Source organism: Variovorax sp. WDL1 (assembly GCF_001541225.1).
GTDB lineage: Bacteria > Pseudomonadota > Gammaproteobacteria > Burkholderiales > Burkholderiaceae_C > Variovorax.
The window spans coordinates 25695-47811 of the sequence record NZ_LMTS01000242.1 but is presented as its reverse complement, the minus strand read 5'-3'; the positions used below and the strand labels follow the sequence as shown (position 1 = coordinate 47811).

The 22117-nt window shown below is 67.6% G+C and carries 20 protein-coding genes; 4 read left to right on the top strand and 16 right to left on the bottom strand.

From position 1 onward, the window contains the following. From APY03_RS30055 to APY03_RS30035, 5 genes are all read right to left on the bottom strand, one after another. The coding region (locus APY03_RS30055) for a glycosyltransferase family 4 protein (RefSeq protein ID WP_232324469.1) at window positions 1-2474 on the bottom strand (2474 nt) is incomplete at its 3' end. Between the two features lie 56 nt (window positions 2475-2530). After that, on the bottom strand, window positions 2531-5125 hold the full coding sequence (locus APY03_RS30050) for a glycosyltransferase (RefSeq protein ID WP_068682835.1): 2595 nt from the start codon (window positions 5123-5125) through the stop codon (window positions 2531-2533). A gap of 200 nt (window positions 5126-5325) precedes the next feature. Next, on the bottom strand, window positions 5326-6375 hold the full coding sequence (locus APY03_RS30045; protein ID WP_068682833.1) for an alpha/beta fold hydrolase: 1050 nt from the start codon (window positions 6373-6375) through the stop codon (window positions 5326-5328). A gap of 170 nt (window positions 6376-6545) precedes the next feature. Continuing rightward, a complete protein-coding gene (locus APY03_RS30040; RefSeq protein ID WP_232081273.1) occupies window positions 6546-7982 on the bottom strand; it encodes a trypsin-like peptidase domain-containing protein in 1437 nt (478 codons plus the stop codon). A 13-nt stretch (window positions 7983-7995) separates the two neighbouring features. After that, entirely contained in the window at window positions 7996-8451 is a 456-nt protein-coding gene (locus tag APY03_RS30035) for a universal stress protein (protein ID WP_068682831.1), read from the bottom strand. 150 nt (window positions 8452-8601) lie between these two features. Between APY03_RS30035 and APY03_RS44780 the strand changes: the two genes are divergently transcribed. Then, window positions 8602-8823: a hypothetical protein gene (locus APY03_RS44780; protein ID WP_068682829.1), complete on the top strand. Its 222-nt coding sequence runs from the start codon at window positions 8602-8604 to the stop codon at window positions 8821-8823. A gap of 208 nt (window positions 8824-9031) precedes the next feature. On the opposite strand, the gene APY03_RS30025 is transcribed toward APY03_RS44780, so the two are convergent. The 3 genes from APY03_RS30025 to APY03_RS30015 all read right to left on the bottom strand — a co-directional run bounded on the left by APY03_RS30025 (window position 9032) and on the right by APY03_RS30015 (window position 10711). After that, window positions 9032-9685, bottom strand: coding sequence for a BON domain-containing protein (locus APY03_RS30025; protein ID WP_068682827.1), 654 nt, complete (start codon window positions 9683-9685; stop codon window positions 9032-9034). Window positions 9686-9821: 136 nt separating this feature from the next. Then, window positions 9822-10217, bottom strand: coding sequence for a hypothetical protein (locus tag APY03_RS30020; protein ID WP_146039694.1), 396 nt, complete (start codon window positions 10215-10217; stop codon window positions 9822-9824). Between the two features lie 65 nt (window positions 10218-10282). Further along, entirely contained in the window at window positions 10283-10711 is a 429-nt protein-coding gene (locus APY03_RS30015) for an Hsp20/alpha crystallin family protein (RefSeq protein ID WP_068682823.1), read from the bottom strand. A 232-nt stretch (window positions 10712-10943) separates the two neighbouring features. Here APY03_RS30015 and APY03_RS30010 point away from each other — a divergent pair, with 232 nt between their 5' ends. Further along, window positions 10944-11390 (top strand): RT0821/Lpp0805 family surface protein, encoded by a 447-nt coding sequence (locus tag APY03_RS30010; protein ID WP_068682821.1) that lies wholly within the window; start codon window positions 10944-10946, stop codon window positions 11388-11390. Between the two features lie 55 nt (window positions 11391-11445). Here the strand turns inward: APY03_RS30010 and APY03_RS30005 are convergent, their stop codons facing one another. Further along, window positions 11446-12039, bottom strand: coding sequence for a host attachment protein (locus APY03_RS30005; protein WP_083944652.1), 594 nt, complete (start codon window positions 12037-12039; stop codon window positions 11446-11448). Between the two features lie 50 nt (window positions 12040-12089). On the opposite strand from APY03_RS30005, the gene ftsH reads away from it, so the two are divergent. Next, on the top strand, window positions 12090-13943 hold the full coding sequence (ftsH, locus tag APY03_RS30000; RefSeq protein ID WP_068682816.1) for an ATP-dependent zinc metalloprotease FtsH: 1854 nt from the start codon (window positions 12090-12092) through the stop codon (window positions 13941-13943). A 74-nt stretch (window positions 13944-14017) separates the two neighbouring features. Here the strand turns inward: ftsH and APY03_RS29995 are convergent, their stop codons facing one another. Genes APY03_RS29995 through APY03_RS29985 form a run of 3 tightly spaced genes read right to left on the bottom strand, consistent with a single transcriptional unit; the run spans window position 14018 to window position 17375 of the window. Continuing rightward, a complete protein-coding gene (locus tag APY03_RS29995; protein ID WP_068682813.1) occupies window positions 14018-14425 on the bottom strand; it encodes a CBS domain-containing protein in 408 nt (135 codons plus the stop codon). After that, the gene (ppsA, locus tag APY03_RS29990) at window positions 14422-16860 is read right to left on the bottom strand and encodes a phosphoenolpyruvate synthase (protein WP_068682811.1); all 2439 of its coding nucleotides are present in this window, start codon (window positions 16858-16860) and stop codon (window positions 14422-14424) included. The genes APY03_RS29995 and ppsA overlap by 4 nt, the downstream gene beginning before the upstream one ends. Next, window positions 16857-17375 (bottom strand): universal stress protein, encoded by a 519-nt coding sequence (locus tag APY03_RS29985; RefSeq protein WP_068682809.1) that lies wholly within the window; start codon window positions 17373-17375, stop codon window positions 16857-16859. Before APY03_RS29985 ends, ppsA begins: the two co-directional genes overlap by 4 nt. Before the next feature lie 174 nt (window positions 17376-17549). Between APY03_RS29985 and APY03_RS29980 the strand changes: the two genes are divergently transcribed. Further along, window positions 17550-18221, top strand: a complete 672-nt coding sequence (locus APY03_RS29980; protein ID WP_068682808.1) for a DUF6064 family protein — start codon at window positions 17550-17552, stop codon at window positions 18219-18221. Here APY03_RS29980 and mgtA read toward each other — a convergent pair. The 4 genes from mgtA to APY03_RS29960 are packed head-to-tail and all read right to left on the bottom strand — an operon-like array spanning window position 18218 to window position 21991. Continuing rightward, window positions 18218-20761, bottom strand: a complete 2544-nt coding sequence (gene mgtA, locus APY03_RS29975) for a magnesium-translocating P-type ATPase (RefSeq protein ID WP_068682806.1) — start codon at window positions 20759-20761, stop codon at window positions 18218-18220. The two genes, APY03_RS29980 and mgtA, sit on opposite strands and share 4 nt — an antisense overlap. Next, window positions 20746-20976: a hypothetical protein gene (locus APY03_RS29970; protein WP_146039695.1), complete on the bottom strand. Its 231-nt coding sequence runs from the start codon at window positions 20974-20976 to the stop codon at window positions 20746-20748. The genes mgtA and APY03_RS29970 overlap by 16 nt, the downstream gene beginning before the upstream one ends. 34 nt (window positions 20977-21010) lie before the next feature. Beyond that, window positions 21011-21529 carry a CBS domain-containing protein gene (locus APY03_RS29965; protein WP_068682802.1) on the bottom strand — a complete coding sequence of 173 codons (519 nt, stop codon included), beginning with the start codon at window positions 21527-21529 and terminating at the stop codon, window positions 21011-21013. 36 nt (window positions 21530-21565) lie between these two features. Next, window positions 21566-21991, bottom strand: a complete 426-nt coding sequence (locus tag APY03_RS29960) for a hypothetical protein (protein ID WP_146039696.1) — start codon at window positions 21989-21991, stop codon at window positions 21566-21568. Window positions 21992-22117 lie beyond the last annotated feature (126 nt).

The window sequence follows — 22117 nt, the reverse complement described above, 5'->3', positions numbered from 1 at the left end:
CGCGGCAGCCGCGCCAGGTAGTAGCCGGGGAAACGCAGCACGTCCGATGCGATCCGGACGGCGGCCGACCGGGTGCGGTCCGATGCATGCGCACCCGCCGCCGGCGCCTGCTGCCGCCGGACGTTGACCCGCGCGGAGCGCTCGATGCGCAGCAGGCGCTCGCGCATTGCGGTGCCGACCGTGGCCGCGCTGTAGCGCTGCGCCACCGTCGCCGCGCCCGCCTGGCCGATCGCCTCGCGCCAGGCCATGTCGGTCCAGACCCGGCGCATCAGCTGCGCGGCCACGTCCAGCCTGGGTTCCGCCCAGGGCGTGCCGGCCGGATAGGGCCCGTGCGCGAGCGCGCCGGGCACGACGTCGCACGGAACAATGGCGGCGTTGTCGTCCGTGGTGAAGTCTGCATTGCCGCTCCAGCCGGTCGTCACGACGGGCAGCTCATAGGCCATGGCCTCGGCGATCGACAGGCCGAAGCCCTCCGAGCGGTGAAGCGAGACGAAGCTGTCCGCGCTGGCAAGCAGGCGGAAGCTGTCGGCGCGCTCCAGCGCCGCGTCCAGCAGCGAGATCCGCCGGCCTGCCGCCGCACTGCGCAGCGCGTCCACGAGCCGCGGCTCGGCATGCCCGTTCAACAGCTTCAGCACGAGGCGGACCGGCTCCTCCGGCGAGAAAGCCTCGCTGAAGGCCGCGATCGCGCCCTCGGGGTTCTTGCGGAAGGGGACGGAGGCGACGTCGAACTGGAACAGGAAGACGAATTCGTCTGCCGTGACCTCGGGCAGCAGCGTGGCCAGCCAGGGCCGGTCGCGCCGTGGCCGGGGCGGACGCACCATGGGCGGCATCACCAGCACGGGCACGGTCGCCTTTTCGCGGATCGCGTCGGCCACGAATCGCGACGCGACCCAGATCTCGTCCACCAGGTCGAAGCGGTTCGCCCATTGTTCCGGGAAGCAGGGCGTCTCCCAGTACCAGCAGCCGATGCGATAGGTGTCGCGCATGTCGCCCGGCAACGCCGCGAGCACACCCGGCAGGACATCCGCGTTGCAGCCGAGGATGGTGACCGCCGCCGCACCCGCCAGCCGGGCGCCCGGGACTGCATAGTTTCCGATCGGCGCCGCCGCATCGGCCGAAATGTCGTGCGTCCGCACCGCGACGCCGGCGGCTTCCAGCGCCGCGATGCTCTGCCGCGCTGCCTCGCCGACGCCAATGTGCGAGCGCAGGTAGCCCACGTAATTGACACGCGCGGCATCCGGCTCGCCTGTCCCGGCGAAGCGTTCGACCAGCGCGGGGTCGAGCCCCATCTCCGGCTGACCCGAAATCCGCAGCCACGTCAACAGCCCGGCCGTTTGGCGGCCGTCGTCGTAGGCAATGGCGACGTCGCCCCGCAGCCGCAGCACCGCCCGGAGGTAGCGTCCGACATGGTCGCCGGGCGCGACGCCCGCGGCCCAGTCGAGAAAGGCCGGCTCCTCCAGCGGATCGCCGAACGCCAGGCCTTCAGCGATGGCCTGGCGGTACAGCGCGCGGCACGCGGTGTCCCAGGACGTGCCGTCGCGGAAAGCGGCGCGCGGCGCTTCGATCGCGCGGGTCTCCCGGACGCCGGCCGCCTCGAGGGCGCCCGCATAGTCTTCGAACAGCCGGAGCGCATCGCCTGGCGGCTGGCTGCCGAAGCGGTTTTCGTGCTTCGAGATTCCGCCCTGGTCTGCCGCGTAGCCGCTGAAATGGAAGAAGACGAGGTCGCAGTCCGCCTTCTTGCGGCTCTCCACCTGCCAGCGCCCGCCTTCGAGGCGGGGAACGCGCTCATGCAGGTTCCAGTACGCGACGTTGAAGCCGGGATGCTCCAGCACCGCGCTGCTGCTGCGCAGCAGCAGCGGCGCATAGTCCATCCACTTCTGGTCGGTGAAGACGCCTTCGCGGACGTCGTGCAGGCAGAGGTGGTGAAGCTTCGCATCCCACCAGTCGAGCAGCCCGCGCACGTCCGGCGTATCCCGCATCGCGGCGAAGCCCAGGTTGTAGAGCCCGGCCCTCATGATCGCGAGGTCGTCGGGCTTGCAGCCGTCATCGGGAAGCGGCGTGAGGATGTGCGGGGTCAGGACCAGTGCGTCGTCCGATTCGTCGCCGCCCCAGAACTGGTCGAGCCGCTGGAACACGCGGATGTCCGGATCGAGGTAGATCGCACGCCGCGCACTGTGGTCGAACAGGAAGCGAAAGCACGCGGGCTTGACGCTCGTGGCGAACTCGAGGATGTCGTAGTGCGCCCGCCGGTGATTCCATTCCTGGCGCTCGAAAGCCTGTTCGGCGGGAACGATGACGAGGTGCTCGGACAGCGGCAGCCCCTGCGGCGGCGTATCGAGCAGGAAGACGGTGAGCTTGAGCCCGGGGTGATGCTCGGCGACCGATGCGCCGAGGACACTCGCATGGGCCAGGTAGTTGCTTGCGGCGATCGTGAAGACCGCCAGCTCATTGCTAAGGTGCGGCTTCCCGCTCATGGAGCAGGAGGGCATATTTCTCCAATGTCGGGAAAAGTCGCGAAAAGTCGCGAATTCTAACCATCGGGGCTCGGAGGTTCCGGCGCTGCCACGCGGTCCCTGCGCGCCAGCTCCGCCTCGAGCTCCCGTGCATAGGCCTCCGCCGCGGCGCGCGCCGACTCCAGGCTGCGTGCGTATTCGGCCGCCGCGTCGCGTGCCGTGCGCGCCTCCGCCAGCGCCTCTTCCAGGGATTGCGCGTAGCGCTCGGCCGTGCGCGCGTCCTTCGTCCGTGCCTCGAGCATCTGCTCGAGCGCCAGCGCGTGGCGCGAGGCCTCGATGCCGGTCTCGGAGAGCGCCGCCGCATGGGCGGCAGCCGCCGCCCGCATGGCTTCGATGTTGAGGTTCAGGCGGACGCGCTCTTCCTCCTGCCCGATGAGGAAATCCGTCAACGGCTCCAGCGCCGAGCATGGCATCGCGCGCACCGTGGACGCGATCACGCGCGCGTTGTCGTGGCGATGCGTGGTGCGCAGCATGCTGTCTGCGCGCACCCTGTACCAGACCAGGGCCTCGGGCAGGCTGACCAGCCGCAATCCCGCCGCCGCGACCCGCAGGTGCATCTGCCAGTCTTCGTAGGTCACGCCACGCTGCTCGTGGAAATAGCCCACGCGATCGAAGATCCGGCGGCGATAGATGCCGGATGCATCCCCGAAGCAGTTGTGGACGGCGCCGACGAGCAGCGGGCCGCCCGCGAAGAACTGGTCCGGTCCGTGGCCCGCCCCGCCGGCATCCGGCGTTCCATCGGCGTCGTGGAAATGGCGGATCCCGCAGGTGACCACATCCGCCTGCAGTGCGCGCACCGCTTGCCGCAACGTCGCGACCATCGTCGGAAAGGCGAGGTTGTCGTCGTCCAGAAGAATCACGAATTCCGTCGCGGCAGCGCGAATGCCCGCATTGCGCGCCGCGCCCAGGTACTGGTTGGCCTGCCGGATCAAGCGCAGGTTCAGGTGACGATAAGCCTCCTCGACGCCGTCCAGGTACTGGAGCGCATCGGCGCCCTCGCTGCCGTCGTCGACCACGAGCACGGAGAAGTCGCGGTCCGTCTGTCGCGTGAGCGCCTGCAGGTTCTGGTCGAGCAAGTGCGGCCGCTCGAAATGGCTGATCACGACGGTGATGCTGGCCGGCGGGGCCGCATCCACCACGCGCTGCGCGGCGTCGTGCATCCACGGGCCGACGGCCTGCGGCGGCTGGAGGACGGCATCGGCGCCCTCGACGGCCTTCTGTTCGATGTGTTCCACCGACAGCGTGACGAGATCGCCCGGAAAGCGACGCTCGCGCTCGCGCTGCGAGCGGGCTTGGCCGAAGGCGATCACCCCGAGCTTCGTCGCCGCCAATGCGAGGCCCGCCTGCTTCGCGACGATGCTCGCGTAGCCCGGGCCTTCGCGGTCCGGGAACAGCACGGCGTCGAACTGCCGCGCGCGTAAATGGCGCAACAGCTCGACCGTCGTCCTCAGGAAGGTGGGTTCGATCGTCAGCGCGCTTTCTGCGCAAGGCTGGAGCTCGACGCCCTGTTCCGTGGCGAGCGCGGCCAGCGCGCGGCTTGCCGCTTCAGGAAATGCGCCGGCGGAAACCAGGGTGACGCGCGTGTCGCAGCCGCGCAAGGCATCGAGCATGGTCACCAGTTCGCCGGTGCGCACCGCGTCCAGCATGAACGCGGTGACGACGAGGCACAGGCTGCGCTGCCCTGCGACCGCGGGCGCTGCGATGGCGGCCGGCAGGCCCACGATCATCGAATCGGCCGGCTCGGCGATGGGCAGCAACGCCGCGCACACATCCGCGAAGGACTGCCCGACCGTGTCCAGGACCGCCTGCTTCGGCTCGACCCCGGTGCGGGCGCCGGCATGGCTCAACGCCTCGAAGGCAGGACCGATCCAGAACGACCAGACGCCGCCGCGGCTGGCCTGCATCCGCTCCGCACGCTGATGGCGATGGCCCGCGTCCAGGAAGGCATCGATGTCGGGCGCGGCCTGCGCCAACGCCCGTGGCCACGCGCACCCGAGGTCGTCGGCCAACCGCGTCGCCACCCCCCGCCAGTCGTCCAACAGGTCCGCATAGCTGCAGAACGCGCGAACGCCGCCGCGGGTATGGCGCTCGGCCGCCAGCATGTAGCGCAGCCAGAGCAGCCCCGCGCGTTCCAGGCTCCAGGATTGCCAAGGCACCGCCTTGGCCTGGCGGTCCACCAGCGATGCCGCCGCCTCGAGGGGGTCGCGCAGCATCACGATGGGCAGGCATCGCACGCCGAGATCCGCCAGCGCGCGGCGCCACAGCGGGAACAGCAGCGCGGTGCGCGGGTCCTTGAACACGAAGAGCGGCTCGCCGGCGAACTCGGTGTCGATCAGCTGCCGCATGGGCGCGAGGAAGGCCTCCGCCGCGGGCGTCGCGAACCAGGCATCCGGCGGCCCGCTGAGTGCGTTGACCGCCGTGCCCGCGGCCTCCAGCATCCGGTCGTGCAGTGCGACGGCGGCCTCCGGCTCCCAATGGCCCAGCTCGTTGCCGAGCCCTGCCGGCAGCACCCGCCGCGGCAACGATGCGCCAAGCAGGTTGACCACCCGCGCCAGCGCCGAAGTGCCGCTGCGATGCATCCCGAGGATGAAGATCGCCGTTCTGACGTTCATGCCAGGGGCCGCCGCTGAGGCGGCATCTCGGGAGGTCGGGTCGTGCATGGGAGGCGCGAGAGGCGGGGTCGTTGTCGAGCCCGGATCCTATCGAACGCGCCGATGCGGCGCAGCGCACGGCCTCCGAACAGGCCACCGGACGCGACGATGCGCCCGCAAACTGCGTCATCGGTTCCCGGAAGAGCAAGAGCGACGGTCCGTCAGAGGCGAGCGAGTTCGACCACAGCTGCGGCGAAGGCCCCGGGCGCCTCCTGGGGCAGGTTGTGACCGACGCCGCCTTCGACTACGCGATGCTCGTATCTGCCCGAGAACTTCCTGGCGTAGGAAGCCGCAGCTGGATGTGGGGCACCGTTGGCATCGCCTTCGAAGCTGATGGTCGGTACATTGATGGTCGGGGCCTCGGCGAGTCGACGTTCCAGGTCGTCGTATCTCGACTCGCCTTCCGCCAAGCCAAGGCGCCACCGATAGTTGTGGACCACCACACTCACGTGGTCCGGGTTGTCCAGCGCCGAGGCACTCCGATCGAACGTGGCGTCGTCGAAGGCCCATCGCGGAGATGCGATCTGCCAGATCAGCTTCGAGAACTCGCGACGGTGCTTCTCGTACCCGGCTCGGCCGCGTTCGGTGGCGAAGTAGTACTGGTACCACCACTGCAGCTCAGCCTTGGGTGGCAACGGCGCCTTGCCCGCTGCCTGGCTCCCGATCAGGTAGCCGCTGACCGAAACCAGTGCCTTGACACGCTCCGGCCACATCGCAGCAAGAATGCAGGCGGTTCGTGCGCCCCAGTCGCAGCCGGCAATCGTCGCCCTCTGGATCTTCAGCGCATCCATCAACGCGATGATGTCGACAGCAATCGCGGCCGGCTGGCCGTTCCTGGGCGTCGTGCTGGAAATGAATCTTGTCGTGCCATAGCCGCGCAGGTGCGGGACGATGATGCGGAAGCCCTCCGAGGCCAGCAATGGTGCGACATCGACGTAGGTGTGGATGTCGTAGGGCCAACCATGCAGAAGGACGATCGGGGCGCCGCTCGCCGGCCCCATCTCTGCGTAGCCGACATTCAGCACGCCCGCCTCGACGTTCTTGATGGGTCCAAGAAGGTTCAGCGGGGCCGAGGGGCTCGGTGCAGGCGTCGATGCAAGGTCTCTCGGCTGCGCAAACGCCGTGATGCTGGCCGCCAGCTGCGTTGCGGCAACTCCCACGGCTGCCTTGCCCAGGAACGAACGGCGGGGGATGGTGAGCTGGTCAGGCATGGGTACATCCTTTGAGTGGGGGTGTGTGCTGGTGGGTCGGATTCAGCGGCGCGAGTGCCCATCGGCGCGGCAGCACATCAAACGACAGGCGAAATGGAGAAGCCATTGCACGATGGTGTCGGTCCATACCTTGGTATCAAGGTAGATGCGGCAGAACAGGACCCTGGAGGTCAGTGCGACACGGGCCGCCCGGAGATCCTGATCGGCACATAGGCCAGCCGGCGATCGCGCATGACCAGCAATGCGACGGTTCGGCCCGCGCTCACGTGCAACAGCGCGCGCCGGAAATCGTCCACGCGTTCGAGGCGCTGGTCATTGACGGCGACGATCAGATCGCCCGCCCGGATGCCCTCGCTGCGGGCGAGCCCGCTCGATTCGCGCACCAGCAACCCCGCGTCGATGCGAAGCAGCTGGCGCGTTGCAGCCGACAGCTCTGCAAGACTCAGGCCGAGACCGTCGTTCCATTCGGGCTCGGTGGTACTGGGCGAGGGGAGCCGTGTGCCCGGCTGCTCGGAGAGCGTGACCCAGATCGTGTGCGGCTCGCCGCGGCGCCAGAGCTCGAGGCGGCTGCGCGTGCCAGGTGCACGCCCGGCGATCTGCTGCAGCAGCTCGGAGAAGTGCGAGAAGCGCGCACCATCCATGGCCGTCACGATGTCGCCGGCTGCCAGGCCCGCGCGCCGGGCCGGGCTGTCCGGCTCCACGTTGACGACCAGCGCGCCGGCGGACAGGGCAAGACCGAACGAATCCGCCAGCAAGGGCGTCATCTCCTGGAACTCGGCACCCAGGCGCGCCCGGCGCACCGCGCCGGTGGCGCGCAACTGCTTGGAGATCTGCATGGCCAGGTTGATCGGCACCGCGAACGACAGGCCCATGTAGCCGCCGCTGCCGCTGTAGATCATCGAGTTGATCGCGACCACTTCGCCTCGGCTGTTGAACAGCGGACTGCCCGAGCTGCCGGGGTTGATGGCGACGTCGGTCTGGATGAACGGAATCTCGCCGGCGCCGGCGATCAGTCGATCCTTCGCACTCACCACGCCGGTGGTGACGCTTCCATGAAATCCGAACGGCGCGCCGATCGCCGCCACCCAGTCGCCCGGCCGCAGCTGCGATGAATCGCCGATGACCGCAACCGGAAGCCCCTCGGCGTCGATCTTCAGCAACGCGACATCGGTCTGCCGATCGCTGCCGACCAGACGGGCCGTGAACCGGCGCCCGTCGTCCAGGCGGACCTGTGCTTCGTCGACATGGCTGACGACGTGTGCGCTGGTGAGGATGAGCCCGTCGCTCGAGACAATGATCCCCGAGGCCAGGTCCCGGATCTGGCTGATCGTCGCGCTGGCCGGAAGCGGCCAGGCAAGCCGGTCCGCGAAATCGTTCTCGGGCGCGAATTCCAGGCCCGTCTCGCCTTCGCTTTCATCGCGCCCGATGCGCAGGGTGCTGATGTCCACCACCGTCGCGCTGCGGCTCGCGACCAGAGTCGAGAAGGCCGCCACCTGCTGCGGGGGGGATTCGATGCCTGCCGGCGGGACCTGGGCCGGACTGGTGCCGCAGCCGCAGAGCAGGCAGGCGCAGGCGAGGGCGCAGAGGAGCTGGCGTGGCTGTCGCACGAGGCGTGGCGCTTCAGGACTGTTCCGGATCGTCACGAACCAGGAGGACGGGCACGGGGCTCTGACGCACCACCAGGTCGGCGTCGCTGCCGAGCGCCAGACGGCTGAAGCCGCGCCGCCCATGCGTGCCCATGACGATCAAGTCGCAGCCCGAGCTGCGCGCCTCGTCGATCACGACGCTGGCGATCCGGCCGCGCGTCACCTCACGCAGGGAGGTCTGCGCCGTCACGCCGGCTGCCGCGGCCGCAGCCTTGGCCTTCGAAAGCACGTCCTCGCCGTAGCCGCGTACCTCGCGCATCACGGAGTCGAAGCTCACGGCCGATGACATCTCCATCAGCGTCGGAAAATCCTCGATCACGTGCAGCAGATGGAGCTTGCTCTTCTGCTCGGCGGCGAGCCGGACTGCTTCGCGCAGTCCGCGTTCGGCGGTGGCACTGCCATCCAGGGGAACCAGGATATGTTGGTACATGGCGTTTCCTCGTTTCGTCGGCCGTCTTGGACCTGCCCGCCGCCGGCCTTGCGACAAGCAGGCTCATTGTTCGTTGCCAGCGTGCCGCCGCGCTTGCGCTGCATCAACGTTCATGCATGCGCACCCTGCGTTTCAGTTCGCCCACTGGATATGAGTTACCAGCGCAACGCTGCCATGGAGGCTGTCCGCGCGTTGACCGGTGTCCTGGGCCTGACGAATGAGATCATCCTCAAGCCGAAGGTGATGTCGGCGAACGCGCCTGTTGCGATCGGCGGCTATTCGAAAGGCAGGGCCTTCTTGCCTTCCGAGAGAGATTCCGGCGCTTCGACGCCCCCTGCCTCCGCATCGCGCGATGCGGTCTCGATCGATTGACCATGCCCTTCGTTGGCCCTTTCGATATCGGTTCGATCCGTATCCCACGCGCCCCGCCGCGTGCTGCCGATCGCATCGCCTGCGGCTTCGCCGGGAGCGGGAGGCATCGGCGATCGGACCCGGCGCCCTTTTGCGGGTGCGGTGGAAGGCTTGGGAGTCGAGCGCTTCTTCATGACATCGAGCTTCGCGCCGTCAGCCGGGCTCGGCTTCAGTCCAGGACCACCAGGTCGTTGTCGACCGAAGTCACGCCCGGCACCGACCAGGCGGCGTCGCGGACGGCGTAGAGCTCGGCGAAGGAGTGAACGCTCCCGCGCAGTGCGACCTTCGACCCGTCGACCGAAATCCGGATGCGGTCGCTCTCGCGCTGCGCCTGCCGGGCCAACGCTTCCCGCAGCTTCTTCTCAACGTCCGCGGCGTGCAGCTTCGGGGCGATCTTGACCATGTTCGATACGCCGGTGACACCCATCAGGTGGCGCACCGCGTTCTCCGCTGCGCGGCGCTGGTACTCCCACTCGACCTCCCCGTTCAGCGTCACCCAGCCGGCCTCGACCATCGGCTTGATCTTCCCCGTGGGCACGAGGATGGTCCATTCGAGCGCGTGCTCCACGGCCCGCGCGATGTCGGCATCCGTGCGTTCATCGCCAGCGGGCAGCTTGACCGTCAACTCGACCGCAAGCGCCTTCACGCCCCGGACCCGTTGCGCCGCGCGTTCGGCGGCCACCTTCTCGGCATGGCTGCCCAGATGGCCTGTCAAGGTGACCACGCCCTCTTTGGCGGTGACGCCGACTGCGCCGGCCTTGATCGCCGGGTCCCAGTCGAGTTCGGCCAGGACGTCGGTTCGGAGTTGCGTATCGGATTTCATGACTTGCCTTTCATTGAGAGATCGCGGCTGGTCTCCAGAAAGGAGCCCATGCCACTGTAGGAAGAGATTGCCGCCACCGCGTTGCGCTGGATCAAGAGAACCACACGCGTGCGTTTCGCAGGCCCATCGCGCCTTGTCATGGATTGAGGATCTCGCCGTCGAGCAGGCGTGTCCATTCCTCATGGTCCTGAAGGAAGTCGTCGATCTCCTGAAGAACGTCGAGCACCACTCCATCGGAGCGCAGCTTGCCCGGCTGCCGCGCATGGCCGTCGGAGAGCGGCGAACGAACGCGCACGATCAGGCATGTGGAATCCGAGAACGCGCTGATCCGGACTTCATGGCGGCCCAGCTCGAAATGCGAGAGAAGCCCGCGCAAGGACTCCAGGCAATGGGCTGCACGTGCCTTGCGCGCGGCCTCGAGTGCTGTCTCCATGTCATTCTCGATGGCGCGAAGCGTAGACAGACAATTGGTGCGACTGAGCGGAGCGACGCCCCCGGAGGACCGGGCGCTGCTTGGATCGTCGAACATCATGCTATTCGTGGGAAGCCTCTGGCCCCAAGGACCGGTTCGCCCGGTCTTCAGGGCCGCATGGCAGCTCACTCGATGACGATCTTCGAGGAGGCAGCGGGCGCCTTCTTCGGCAGCTCCAGCGTGAGCACGCCGTCGAGGTACTTTGCTTGCACCTTCGTGTCGTCGACGTCCTGGCCAAGGCTGAACGTGCGCGAAACCGACCCGTAGTAGCGCTCGCTGCGCAGGATCTTGTCGCCGTCGCCCTTGGTCTCCTTCTCGCTCTTCGACTCGGCGTCGATGCTGACGACGTTGCCGTCGATCTTCACGTTGATGTCTTCCTTCTTGACGCCCGGAATGTCGGCCTGCACGGTGAAGGCCTTGTCGTTCTCCTTCACGTCGATGCGCATCTTCAGCGGCGCGGTCTCGCCCTCGAAGACGGTCGGGGAGAAGAAGCGGCGCAGCGCGGTTTCGAAGTCGTTGCCGAACACCGGGTCCAGCAGTCTCAGGTTGCTCATGATGGTTCCTTGGGTAGAAGTGATTGCGAAGACGCGGGCATTTGAACCGCGCCTTGTCAATGTAGGCAGGCGCGCCGATAAGCGGCTTGATCTTCCTCAACTCTCATGCGCGCGACTTGCACACAGTTGCGCGGCCAGGCTCGCCGGCTCGCGGCCCCCAGGAAGCTTGATACAGCGCAACCGCTGCAACGGATGCGATGCTTAGCATCGTCTGCGCAGCAGGAGATCTCGAATGGCACACAGACTGGTTCTTGCGGGCGCCGTGGCAGCCATGCTGCTGGGCGCCTGCACTTCGCCGCCCACGCCCGAGCAGGCCGGAATGGCTGCCGGCGGTGCGGGCGGCGTCGCCGGCGCGGAGGTCAGCGGCCACGGCACCGCTGGAGCCATCATCGGAGCCCTCGTCGGCGCCGGGGTCGGCGGGCTGGCCGGGCGAGCGATGGACGAGGGCGATCGCAGGCATACCGCGCACGCATTCGAGACGGTTGCGACCGGACGTTCATCGAAATGGCGCAACCCCGATACAGGCAACACCTACGTGGTGACGCCTGTGCAAACCTATGAGGTGCGTGGTGCGCCGTGCCGCGACTACACGGTCGAGGCGATGGTGGCAGGGCGCCTGGAGAGGGTCACGGGGACCGCGTGCCGACAGGCAGACGGCAGCTGGCGAGTGCAAGGCTGAGACGGACGCGCCGGCAATCGCCGGCCTCGTCGTCATGAGAGCGAAGGAACGGCGGTCATGCCGATCGGTTCGCGTCGCCCAAGACATGCGGCAATCTCGACTCGATCTCGGCCATGTCAAGTCCGGCGAGGTCGGTGTTGAGCGCCAACTTCAGATGTTTCTCGACCGGTTCGCTCAGAAGCGCCCGCAGTTCGCCCAGGAAGGGACTCGAAGCGAAAACCAGCAGCGAGCCGAACTCGCCCGCGGCCAGCCCTTTGTCCAGGCGCTCGGAGATTTCGTGCGCGAAGCGCAGATGCTCCTTGCGGCGCACATCGCTGCGCGGCTCGAAGCGATTGGCACCGCTGCTGTTGTCGTTGGCTTCGCGACCTGGCCGGTCGTGCGCCAGTTCGGAGGCCTTGAGGCGGCTTTCCCGATGCGTCATCGTCTCCACGGGGACCAACGCCTCGCTGGCCGACCCACGCCTGAACAGCCGAGCGATCGAGGCATTGGCAACAAGAATCCACTGATCTTTCATGGGAAGAGCTCCTGAGATGTGTGGGACATGTTGCGCGTCTTCACGATTGCCGGGTTTGCGCCAGCGCAAGAATCGGGAGGAGCGATGCCTCCTTTGCACCCCGCCCGTTCGACGCATGGGCTTGCTCTGCGTCAAGGCCGCCGCTCGGCCGCCGTGCCTCAATCCCAATATTTGACGAGGCCACCATGAAGAAGTGGAAGTTGACCCATCTGAACCTTGGCGCCGTGTGGCTCGCGGCCGCGCTCGGCCTGTTGATGTGGGACTACTGGACGCAGAGCCGGGGCGTCGAGGTGCTTCCTTACAGCACCTTCGAGCGGCAGCTGCTCGATGGGCGGATCGCCGAAGTCACCGTGGGCGACACGGTGATCACCGGACGGCTCAAGACGCCCGACGCCGAGGGCAGGCAGTTCGTTGCGGCGACGATGGTGGAACCACAGATCGCGCAGCGGCTCGCGTCCTTCGATGTGCCCTATCAACGGGTTCACAGCTCGACCTGGGTTCAGACCCTCCTGCAGTGGATTCTCCCCGTCCTGCTGATGTTCGGCCTGTGGAGCTTCCTGGCTCGTCGCGCTGGAGGCGGGATGGGCGGCGGGCTGCTGGGCATCGGCCGCAGCAAGGCGAAGGTCTACATGGAAAAGAGCACCGGCGTGCGCTTCGAAGACGTGGCCGGGGTCGACGAAGCCAAGGAGGAGCTGCAGGAGATCGTCGACTTCCTGAAGAATCCGAAGGAGCATGGCCGCCTGGGTGCACGCATTCCCAAGGGCGTGCTCCTGATGGGGCCGACCGGCACCGGCAAGACCCTGCTCGCGCGAGCGGTCGCCGGGGAGGCCGGCGTGGTCTTCTTCTCGATCAGCGGTTCCGAGTTCATCGAGATGTTCGTCGGTGTCGGGGCGGCACGCGTGCGCGATCTCTTCGAGCAGGCGCGGGCCAATGCGCCCGCCATCATCTTCATCGATGAGCTCGATGCCCTCGGCAAGGCGCGCGCCGCGTTCCCGATGGCCGGCGGCCAGGAGGAGCGCGAGCAGACGCTGAACCAGCTGCTGGTCGAACTCGATGGCTTCGATCCGAGCGTCGGGGTCGTGCTGCTGGCAGCCACCAATCGCCCCGAGACGCTGGACCCGGCGCTGTTGCGCGCCGGCCGCTTCGATCGACAGGTGCTGGTCGACCGGCCGGATCGCAACGGGCGTGCCGCGATCCTGAAGGTGCACGCGAGGAAGATCGGCCTGTCCCCGGATGTGGATCTCGATCAGGTTGCCGCCATCACGGTCGGCTTTGCCGGTGCGGATCTCGCAAACCTGGTCAACGAGGCGGCCCTGGTCGCGACCCGGCGCAAGGGCAATGCGGTGACGATGTCCGACTTCACGCAGGCCATCGAGCGCATCGTTGCCGGCATCGAGAAGAAGAACCGCATCCTTGGCCCGCTGGAGCGCAGGCTGGTGGCCACCCATGAACTGGGCCATGCGTTGACAGCACTGGCGCTGCCCGGCGCCGACAAGGTGCACAAGGTCTCTATCGTGCCGCATGGCATCGGCGCGCTCGGCTATACGCTGCAGCGGCCTTCGGAGGATCGTCACCTGCTGCGGCGCGCGGAGCTGCTCGACAAGCTGGCAGTGCTGCTCGGCGGGCGGGCCGCGGAGATGTTGGTCTTCGGCGAGCCTTCCACCGGCGCCGCGGACGATCTGGTCAAGGCGACGGACCTGGCGCGCGACATGGTGCAGCGCTATGGAATGGACATCGGCCTCGGCCCTGTGGTGTACGGCGAGCCGGCGTCGCTCTTTCTCGAGCCCGCACAGCACCCGGCATCCGGGCAGGCCGGCGCCGCCAGCGAACAGACCGCGCAGCAGATCGATAGCGCCGTGCGCGGACTGTTGAAGGATGCCCTGGAACGCGCGACCCAGCTGCTGCGCGCGCGCCGCGCGACGCTCGACCGATGCGTGCATGCATTGATGGCCAAGGAGACGCTGGAGGAATCGGAGTTGCTCGCCCTGGTCAGCAGCGCCGCGGCGCCGGCCCTGGCCGCCGTTGCCCCGGCGATGTGATCACCCGGATCGCTGCCGATCTTGACGGAAGCCGTCCATCCGGCGGCGGGGTTCAGCGTGACGGCGGGGACGCGTCATTTTGAAGCCGGCGGAACGTCAGGGGCTGCCGCGAAGCTCCGCACGAAGTCCAGCGACGACACCACGCCGGCGATGCCGGTGTCGTCGGTCACGACCACGTGGTGGACGCCGCGCTCCACCATGAGCGCCGCCACCTGGCCGGCCGGCATCGCGACGTCGACGACGATGGGTTTGTAGGAGCACATCTGCCATGCGTGCGTTGTGGCGGCGTCCCGACCCTGGGCATGGAATGCAACAAGATCCGATGCGCTGATGATGCCCGCGACTTCGCCGCGTGCGGGCTCCAGGACAGGCACCCACGACAGGTGCCTGGCGGCGAGCATGGCTTCCACCTGCGCGACGCTGTCTTCCATGGTCACGCTGTACACCGGGCGCTGCATCATTGACGAGATGGGCGGGTTCATGAACTTGATCCTTGCGGTTGCTGGCGGGGAGGGCGCCCGAGCCGCTCTTCGACGGCGAGGACGTCGCGCGTGGTCTTGAGCAGCGTGTCCGGTGTCACGCTCATCGAATCGATGCCGAGCTCGACCAGGTACGCCGCCATTTCCGGATAGTCCGAAGGCGCCTGGCCGCAGATGCCGACGTGACGGCCGTTGCGTTGCGCGCCTTCCACGGCCTGGCGAATCATCGCCTTGACGCCGTCGTCGCGCTCGTCGAAATCGAAGGCCACGAGGCGCGAGTCGCGGTCCACGCCCAGCACCAGCTGGGTCAGGTCGTTGGAGCCGATCGAGAAGCCGTCGAAGAGCCGGGCGAAGGCATCGACCTGGATCACGTTGTTGGGGATCTCGCACATGACGTAGATCTCCAGACCCGCGTCGCCGCGCCGCAGGCCATGCGAGGCCATCGCCTCGAGCACGCGCTCGGCCTCCTGGACCCGGCGACAGAACGGAATCATCAGCTTCACGTTGACGAGCCCCATCTCCTCGCGCACTCGCTTCATGGCGGCGCATTCGAGCGCGAAGCCTTCCGCGTAGGCCGGATGCGTGTAGCGCGAGGCCCCGCGAAAGCCGATCATCGGGTTCTCCTCCTTCGGCTCGAACCCGCTGCCGCCGAGCAGGCTGGCGTACTCGTTGGTCTTGAAGTCGGACATGCGCACGATCACCGGCTTCGGATTGAACGCCGCGGCGATCATGCCCACCCCTTCCGACAACTCGCGCACGAAGTAGTCGGCCGGACGCTCGAACCCTCGGGTCAGCCGCGCGATCTCGGCCCGCTGCGCCGGGTCGGCGACCTTTTCCGGGTGAACGAGGGCCATCGGATGCACCTTGATGTGCTCGGCGACGATGAACTCCATGCGCGCCAGCCCGACGCCGTCGGTGGGCAGCCGCGCCGTCTGGAAGGCGCTGTCGGGATTGCCGAGATTGACCATCAGATGCGTCTCGGGCCTACCGAGCGCCGACAGGTCGACGCTGGTCTTCTCGAACGGCACTGCGCCCGCGTAGACGCGGCCTTCGGCGCCTTCCGCGCAGGACACGGTGACTTCGTCGCCGGTGCGGATCTTCGCCGTCGCGTCGTCGCAGCCGATGACCGCTGGAATGCCGAGCTCCCGGGCGACGATGGCGGCGTGGCAGGTGCGGCCGCCGCGATTGGTGACGACCGCGGCCGCGATCTTCATCACGGTGCCCCAATCGGGCATCGTGGTGTCGGCAACCAGGATTTCCCCGGGTTGGAACTGGCCGAGCGCCAACACATCGGTGATGACGCGGGCCCTTCCGACCGCGACCGTCGCGCCGACGGCCCGGCCGGTGACCACCGGCGCCGCCGTCGCATGCAGCCGATGCTCGTCGATGCGGTCGAGCGGCTTGCGGGAAGCGACCGTCTCGGGCCGTGCCTGCACGATGTAGATCCGGCCGTCCAGGCCATCCTTGGCCCATTCGATGTCCATCGGGGTCGGCCGGCCCGCATGGCGGCTGTAGTGGTCCTCGATCACCACGGCCGCATCGGCCAGTGCCAGCACGTCGGCATCGTCGATGCAGTATCGAGCCTGGTCTTCCGGGGCGGTGGGCAGGTTGCAGGTGGGCTCCTTGCCGGCCGCTTTCGAGTAGACCAGCCGCACTTCCTTTCTGCCCAGCTTGCGCCTGAGTACGGCGCGGCGGCCCAGCTTCAGGGTGGGCTTGAAGACGTAGAACTCGTCCGGGTCGACCGTGCCCTGGACGACGTTCTCGCCCAAGCCGTACGCGCCGGTGATGAAGACCACATCGCGGAATCCGGTGTCGGTGTCGAGCGTGAAAATGACACCGCTGGCAGCGCGGTCGGAACGCACCATCTGCATCACGCACACCGACTGGAAGACCTTGAAGTGGTCGAAGCCCTTGTCGACCCGGTAGGCGATGGCACGGTCCTTGAACAGGCTGGCAAAGCACAGGCGCACGGAGTCCAGCAGCCTCGCTTCGCCGGAGATGTTCAGGAAGCTCTCGTGCTGGCCCGCGAAGCTGGCGGTCGGCAGGTCCTCCGCGGTGGCGGAGCTGCGCACCGCGACGCTCATGTCGGCGCCGCACTCCGCTCGCAGCCGGGCGTACGCCGTGCGAATCTCGCTCGTCAGCTCCTCGGGGAGCGTTGCGGCAAGGACGATTTCCCGCGCACGCTGCGCGCGCTGCGCGAGATCATCGATGTCCTGGACATCCAGGCCGGCCAACGCATCCCTCAAGCGCGGCATCGCGCCGGAGAGCTCCAGGGTGCGTCGATAGGCCTCGGCCGTGATCGCGAAGCCGTTGGGCACGTGCACGCCATGGGGCGTCAGCGCGCGGTACATCTCGCCGAGCGACGCATTCTTGCCGCCGACGCTCGCCACGTCGTCCGCGCCGATCTCGGAGAACCAGCGGATATAGGTTGCCATCATTCGAAGGCCAGGGCCCCCGTCGGCTGGCTCACGTGCCCTGCTTCCAGCGGCTTCGGCCTGGTTTCGCTCTCCGACGCCCGCACGAGCAGCACCGGCACGGGCGCATGCCGCAGGATGTGCTCCGCGCTGCTGCCCATGACGACGCGACCTACGCCGCGGCGGCCATGCGTGCCCAGGACGATCAGATCCGCGGGCCATCTGGCGGCTTCGGCGGTGACCAGCTCGTGAACTTGTCCGGAACGCCTGTCGTGAAGGACCGTGTCGGCCTCGACGCCGGCGGCATTCGCGACAGCCTTCGCTTCCGCGAGCAGCCGCTCGCCATCCTCGCGCAGCACACTCAGCCAGTCCCCGGCGTGGCCGGCATAGGCGTCCATGGCAAGCGCGAACGAGAGTTCGTCGATCACGTGGAAGAGCCGCAGGCGGCCCTGCGTCAGTTTCGCCAACCGGGTGGCTTCTTCCAGCCCGCGTTGCGCCGTCGCACTGCCGTCGAGGGGCACAAGAATTTTCTGGTACATGACAGGTTCCCTTCAATCTTGAATGGAGAGGAGCTGCCAGTATCGGAACGCTGGCGCACCGCGCCTTGATGTGGCGCAAGGCAGGTCGACGTGCGAGGCGGAACATTGCGGCGCATGCTTCGAAGCGAAGTTCGCCTATCCAGCGGAAGGCCGTGCACTCTCCATGTAGACCTCATGCTGCCATTTGCCACCGATCAGTTCATCGCCCTCTTCGGCGCCTACAACGATGCCGTTTGGCCGATGCAAGTCATTGGCTACCTGCTCGGCATCGTCATGGCCGGCATGGTCGTTCGGCCTTCGCGCGCAGGCAGCCGCGTCATCGGAACGGGCCTGGCCCTGATGTGGGCCTGGACCGGAATCGCATACCACTGGCTGTTCTTCTCGGCCCTCAACCAGGCGGCGTTGCTCTTCGGTGCCCTGTTCGTCCTGCAGGGCGCAGGCCTGTTCCATGCGGCCGTCCTGCGCGGCCGCATGGACTTCGGCACCAGCGGGAGGCCAAGTGCCTGGTTGGGGTGGGCTCTTGTCATCTATGCGGCGGTGCTTTACCCGCTGCTGGGGGTGTGGACCGGCCATCGCTATCCCGAGGTTCCGATGTTCGGCATCACGCCTTGTCCGGTCACGATCTTCACTTTCGGCTTGCTGCTGCTCACGACGACGCCGGTGCCGCGCTGGCTGCTCGCCATTCCACTCTTCTGGTCGCTGGTGGGCGGCAGCGCCGCCATCCTGCTCGACGTCGCGCAAGACTGGCTCCTGCTCTTGAGCGGAATTGCAGTACCGGTCATCGTCCTGCGCGATCGACACCGTACTTCCGCCGCAAGCGCGGCCCGTGTCCGATGCGACAGCTAGCGCCGCCGATAGAAGAATCGCTTGGCCACCTCCGCGGCCGCGACATAGGCCAGGGTCAGGACGATCATCGCCAGCACCAGCGATGCGGGCAGCGGCACGAAGCCGAGGACGGACACGAACGGCAGGTATGGCAGCGCGAGCGCCAGAGCCGTCACCGCCGCAGTGCTCGCGAGCAGCAGGTGTCCCGGCCGGCTGCGCCAGAAGGGGCCGCGCGTGCGGACCACGAGCGCGATCACCAGTTCCGTCAGCAGCGATTCGATGAACCAGCCGGTGCGGAACTCCTCGGGGGTGGCCTGGAACAGCCACAGCAGGGCGCCGAACGTGAGGAAGTCGAACACCGAACTCACGAGGCCGAACAGCACCATGTAGTCGCGAATGAATGCCGTGTCCCAGCGGCGCGGCTTCGCCACCCATTCGTCGTCCACCGTGTCGCTGGCGATGGCGGCGGCGGGAATGTCCGACAGGAAGTTGTTCAGCAGGATCTGCGAGGCCAGCAGGGGCAGGAACGGCAGCAGGACGGATGCGACCGCCATGCTGAACATGTTGCCGAAGTTGGCGCTGATGGTGGTCAGGATGTACTTGAGCGTGTTGGCGAAGATCATGCGGCCTTCGTCGATGCCGGCCCGCAGGATGGCCAGGTCCTTGCGCAGCAGCATGAAGTCCGCGGCGTCCTTGGCTACGTCCACTGCGGTGTCGACCGAGATGCCCACGTCCGCGCTGTGCAGGGCAGGAGCATCGTTGATGCCGTCTCCCATGTACCCGACCACGTGGCCGGTCTTGCGCAGCGCAAGGATGATGCGCTCCTTCTGGTTCGGGTCCACCTCGGCGAAGACGGTGGTCTGCTGCGCCGCATGCAGCAGGGCCTCGTCGCTCATCGTGTCCAGGGCGGCGCCTGTCAGGGTCGCCTCGACCGGCAGGCCGATCGCCTGCGCAATGTGCCGAGCCACCTTGTGGTTGTCGCCGGTGATCATCTTCAGCTGCACGCCGCGCTGCGCCAGGTCCACGAGGGTCTGGCGCGCATCGTCCTTCGGCGGATCGAGGAAGAGCAGGAAACCCTCGAAGCACATCCCGGTTTCATCGCCCCGGGAATAGGAAGCGCTGCGTCGGTCGACCGTGCGCGAAGCCACGCCAAGCACGCGGAATCCCTGGGTGCTCCAGCCGTCGTAGCTCGCCTCGATCTGCGCCCGAGCTGCCGCATCCAGCGCGGCAGCCGCCGTGCCGTCGCGCACCCGGTCGCACATCGCCAGGACGTTCGACAGCGCACCCTTGGTCACGAGGGTGCGCACGCCGGTGGGGTCGGCCGCGACCACCGAGAGTGAGCGCCGAACGAAGTCGTAGGGGATCTCATCCACCTTGCTGACGGTCGCCAGGTCCACGCCCGCCTTGTCGCCAGCGGAGCTCACGGCCTCGTCCAGCGGGTTGGCCATGCCGGTCTGGAATCGCGCGTTAATGCAGGCGAGGCGCAGTACCGCCGCGCTGGGGCGGGCGGCCAGGTCGACCGCGGCATCGAGCTGCACGACCCCCGCCGTGAGCGTGCCCGTCTTGTCGGTGCACAGCACGTCCATGCTGCCCAGGTTCTCGATGGAATTCAGGCGCCGCACGATGACGCCCAGGCGCGCCATCCGCTTGGCGCCGTGCGACAGCGTGACGCTGATGATGGCGGGCAGCAGCTCGGGCGCCAGACCCACCGCGAGCGCCAGCGCGAACAGCAGCGACTCCACCGGCGGCTTGTCCATGAAGATGTTGATCGCGAGCACGACCATCACCATCACCAGCATGATGCGCGTGAGCAGGTAGCCGAAACGCTGGATACCGCGCTCGAACTCGGTCAATGCCGGGCGCAGCGCGAGCTTTCCCGCGACCTGGCCGAAGACGGATCGCCTGCCCGTCGCCGCAACGAGCACCCGCGCCGTGCCGCTGCGGACACTGGTGCCCATGAAGACACAGTTGCTGCGCTCGTTCAGGCCCGCTGCCGGCGCCACCGAGCCGGGCATCTTCTCCACGGGGAAGGTCTCCCCGGTGAGCACCGCCTGGCTGACGAAGAAATCATTCGCATCCAGCACCAGCGCGTCGGCCGGGACCAGGCTGCCGGCCCTCAGTCGCACCACGTCCCCGGGCACCACCTCGGCAGAAGGCAGTGTGAGCTCGACCCCATCTCGCATCACGAGGGCCCTGAGGGTGACCTGCGAGCGAAGCCGTTCGACAGCGTTGCTGGCGACGTACTCCTGCACGAACCCGAGGATCGTGCTGCCCAGGACGATGGCGAGCACGACGCCGGCATCGAGCCATTCCGTGGCGACCAGGGAGATGACCGAGGCGACGATCAGGATCAGCACCAGCGGGCTCTTGAACTGCCTTGCGTAGAGGCCCAGGGCGCTCGCGCGCGTTGCCGCCTCGATGGCGTTGGGTCCGTACCCGGCCAGGCGCACGGCCGCCTCCGCCGTGGTGAGGCCGCGGTCCGTCGCGCGCAACTGCGCCATCAGCCGCCCGGGCGGGAGGCTCCAGTAGCTCTCTGCGACCTGCCCTACGCGATCCTGCACACGATCTCGGGCCAGAGCGCGCTGGAGGTCGGGTTGTAGTGCCACAGGATCTTGGTGACCTTCGCCTTGCCCGTGGCCTCCTGCTCGACGTTGGCGTCCTCGGGGATCACGATGGTCTGCCCGACTTCTGGAAGCGGTCCTGTGTAGGGATGATGGGTCGTGCCGACCTGCACCTCGCACGCTCTCCTGGCAGACATTCGGATGGTGATCTTCATGGGTCTTTCCCGAGCCGGACTGGCCATCGCCCCGTCACGATGTCCAGCCCGCGGTGCCCACGGCTGGAACGCGCAAGGGCATCGGCTTCGGCGGCTGCGGGTCGCCCCTGGATTCGGCGACCTCGCGCTCGATGCCGCTGCGAATCACCGCGGCGAGGCCGGCCAGTTCCTTCGCGCACGCGTCCATCAGGTCGTCGAGCGAGACGATGCCGGTTACGCGCTTCTCGCCATCGGTCACCAGCACTCGCCGTACGCCATGGGCCTCCATCACCGCCATGGCGCCGGCGATGTCGGCTTCTTCAGGGACGCTTGCGATCTTGTCGCTCGCCAGGTCGCCGATCTTGATGCCTGCGGTCTCCAGGCCGCGGGCAAGCACGTCGATCACCAGGTCGCGGTCGGTGACGACGCCCGTCACGCAGGGACCCGCTGCGGTCTGGCTCGTGACGATCAGGGCGCCGACGTGATGTTCGCGCATCAGGCCGGCGGCCTGGGCGAGCGTGCTGCTGCTGTCCACGGCGATCATGCGCCGTGTGCAGATGGAACCGATGTTCATGCGTTTCTCCTTGAGAGGTGGGGGCGGATCGATGTCTCACAGTTCGCTGGCGGCGGGCCAGTAGAGGGTGGCCTGCGTGGCTGTCTTGCCCACGCGGATGGTCTTGGAGCGCGTGAGCCCCGCGTAGCTCGCGACGACGCGGTAGACGCCGGGACTCAATGCGACGTAGAAGAGGGGACCGCAGTCCGTGAACGGGCCCAATGGCGCGCTCTTGTTCGCGGGCTCGATGATGACGGTCACGCCTGCGAGGTAGGCGCCTGTCTGGGCCTCGGCGAAAGTCAGGCGCAGGTTGTACAAGTCCTGGTTCGCCTGCATTTCCTGCTGGCCCTCGTAACTGACGCCTCCGCTGGCATGCGCGCCCGGTGCGAGCACGGGCAACGGGGTACCAAGCGCAGGTCCGGATGCGCCTTGCAGGGCAATCAGCGCGGCGGCGACAAGAAAGGCGGATCTGCGAGTGTTCATGGGGGATGTCCTCGGGTGCATGTGGCCCATTCTTGATACGAGGGCGCCGCCCACGTTTGCGCTGGATCAACAACGTGCCTTGGGGCGACCCAAGGGTTGGACGATCGCTCCCGTGTGCCTTGACGA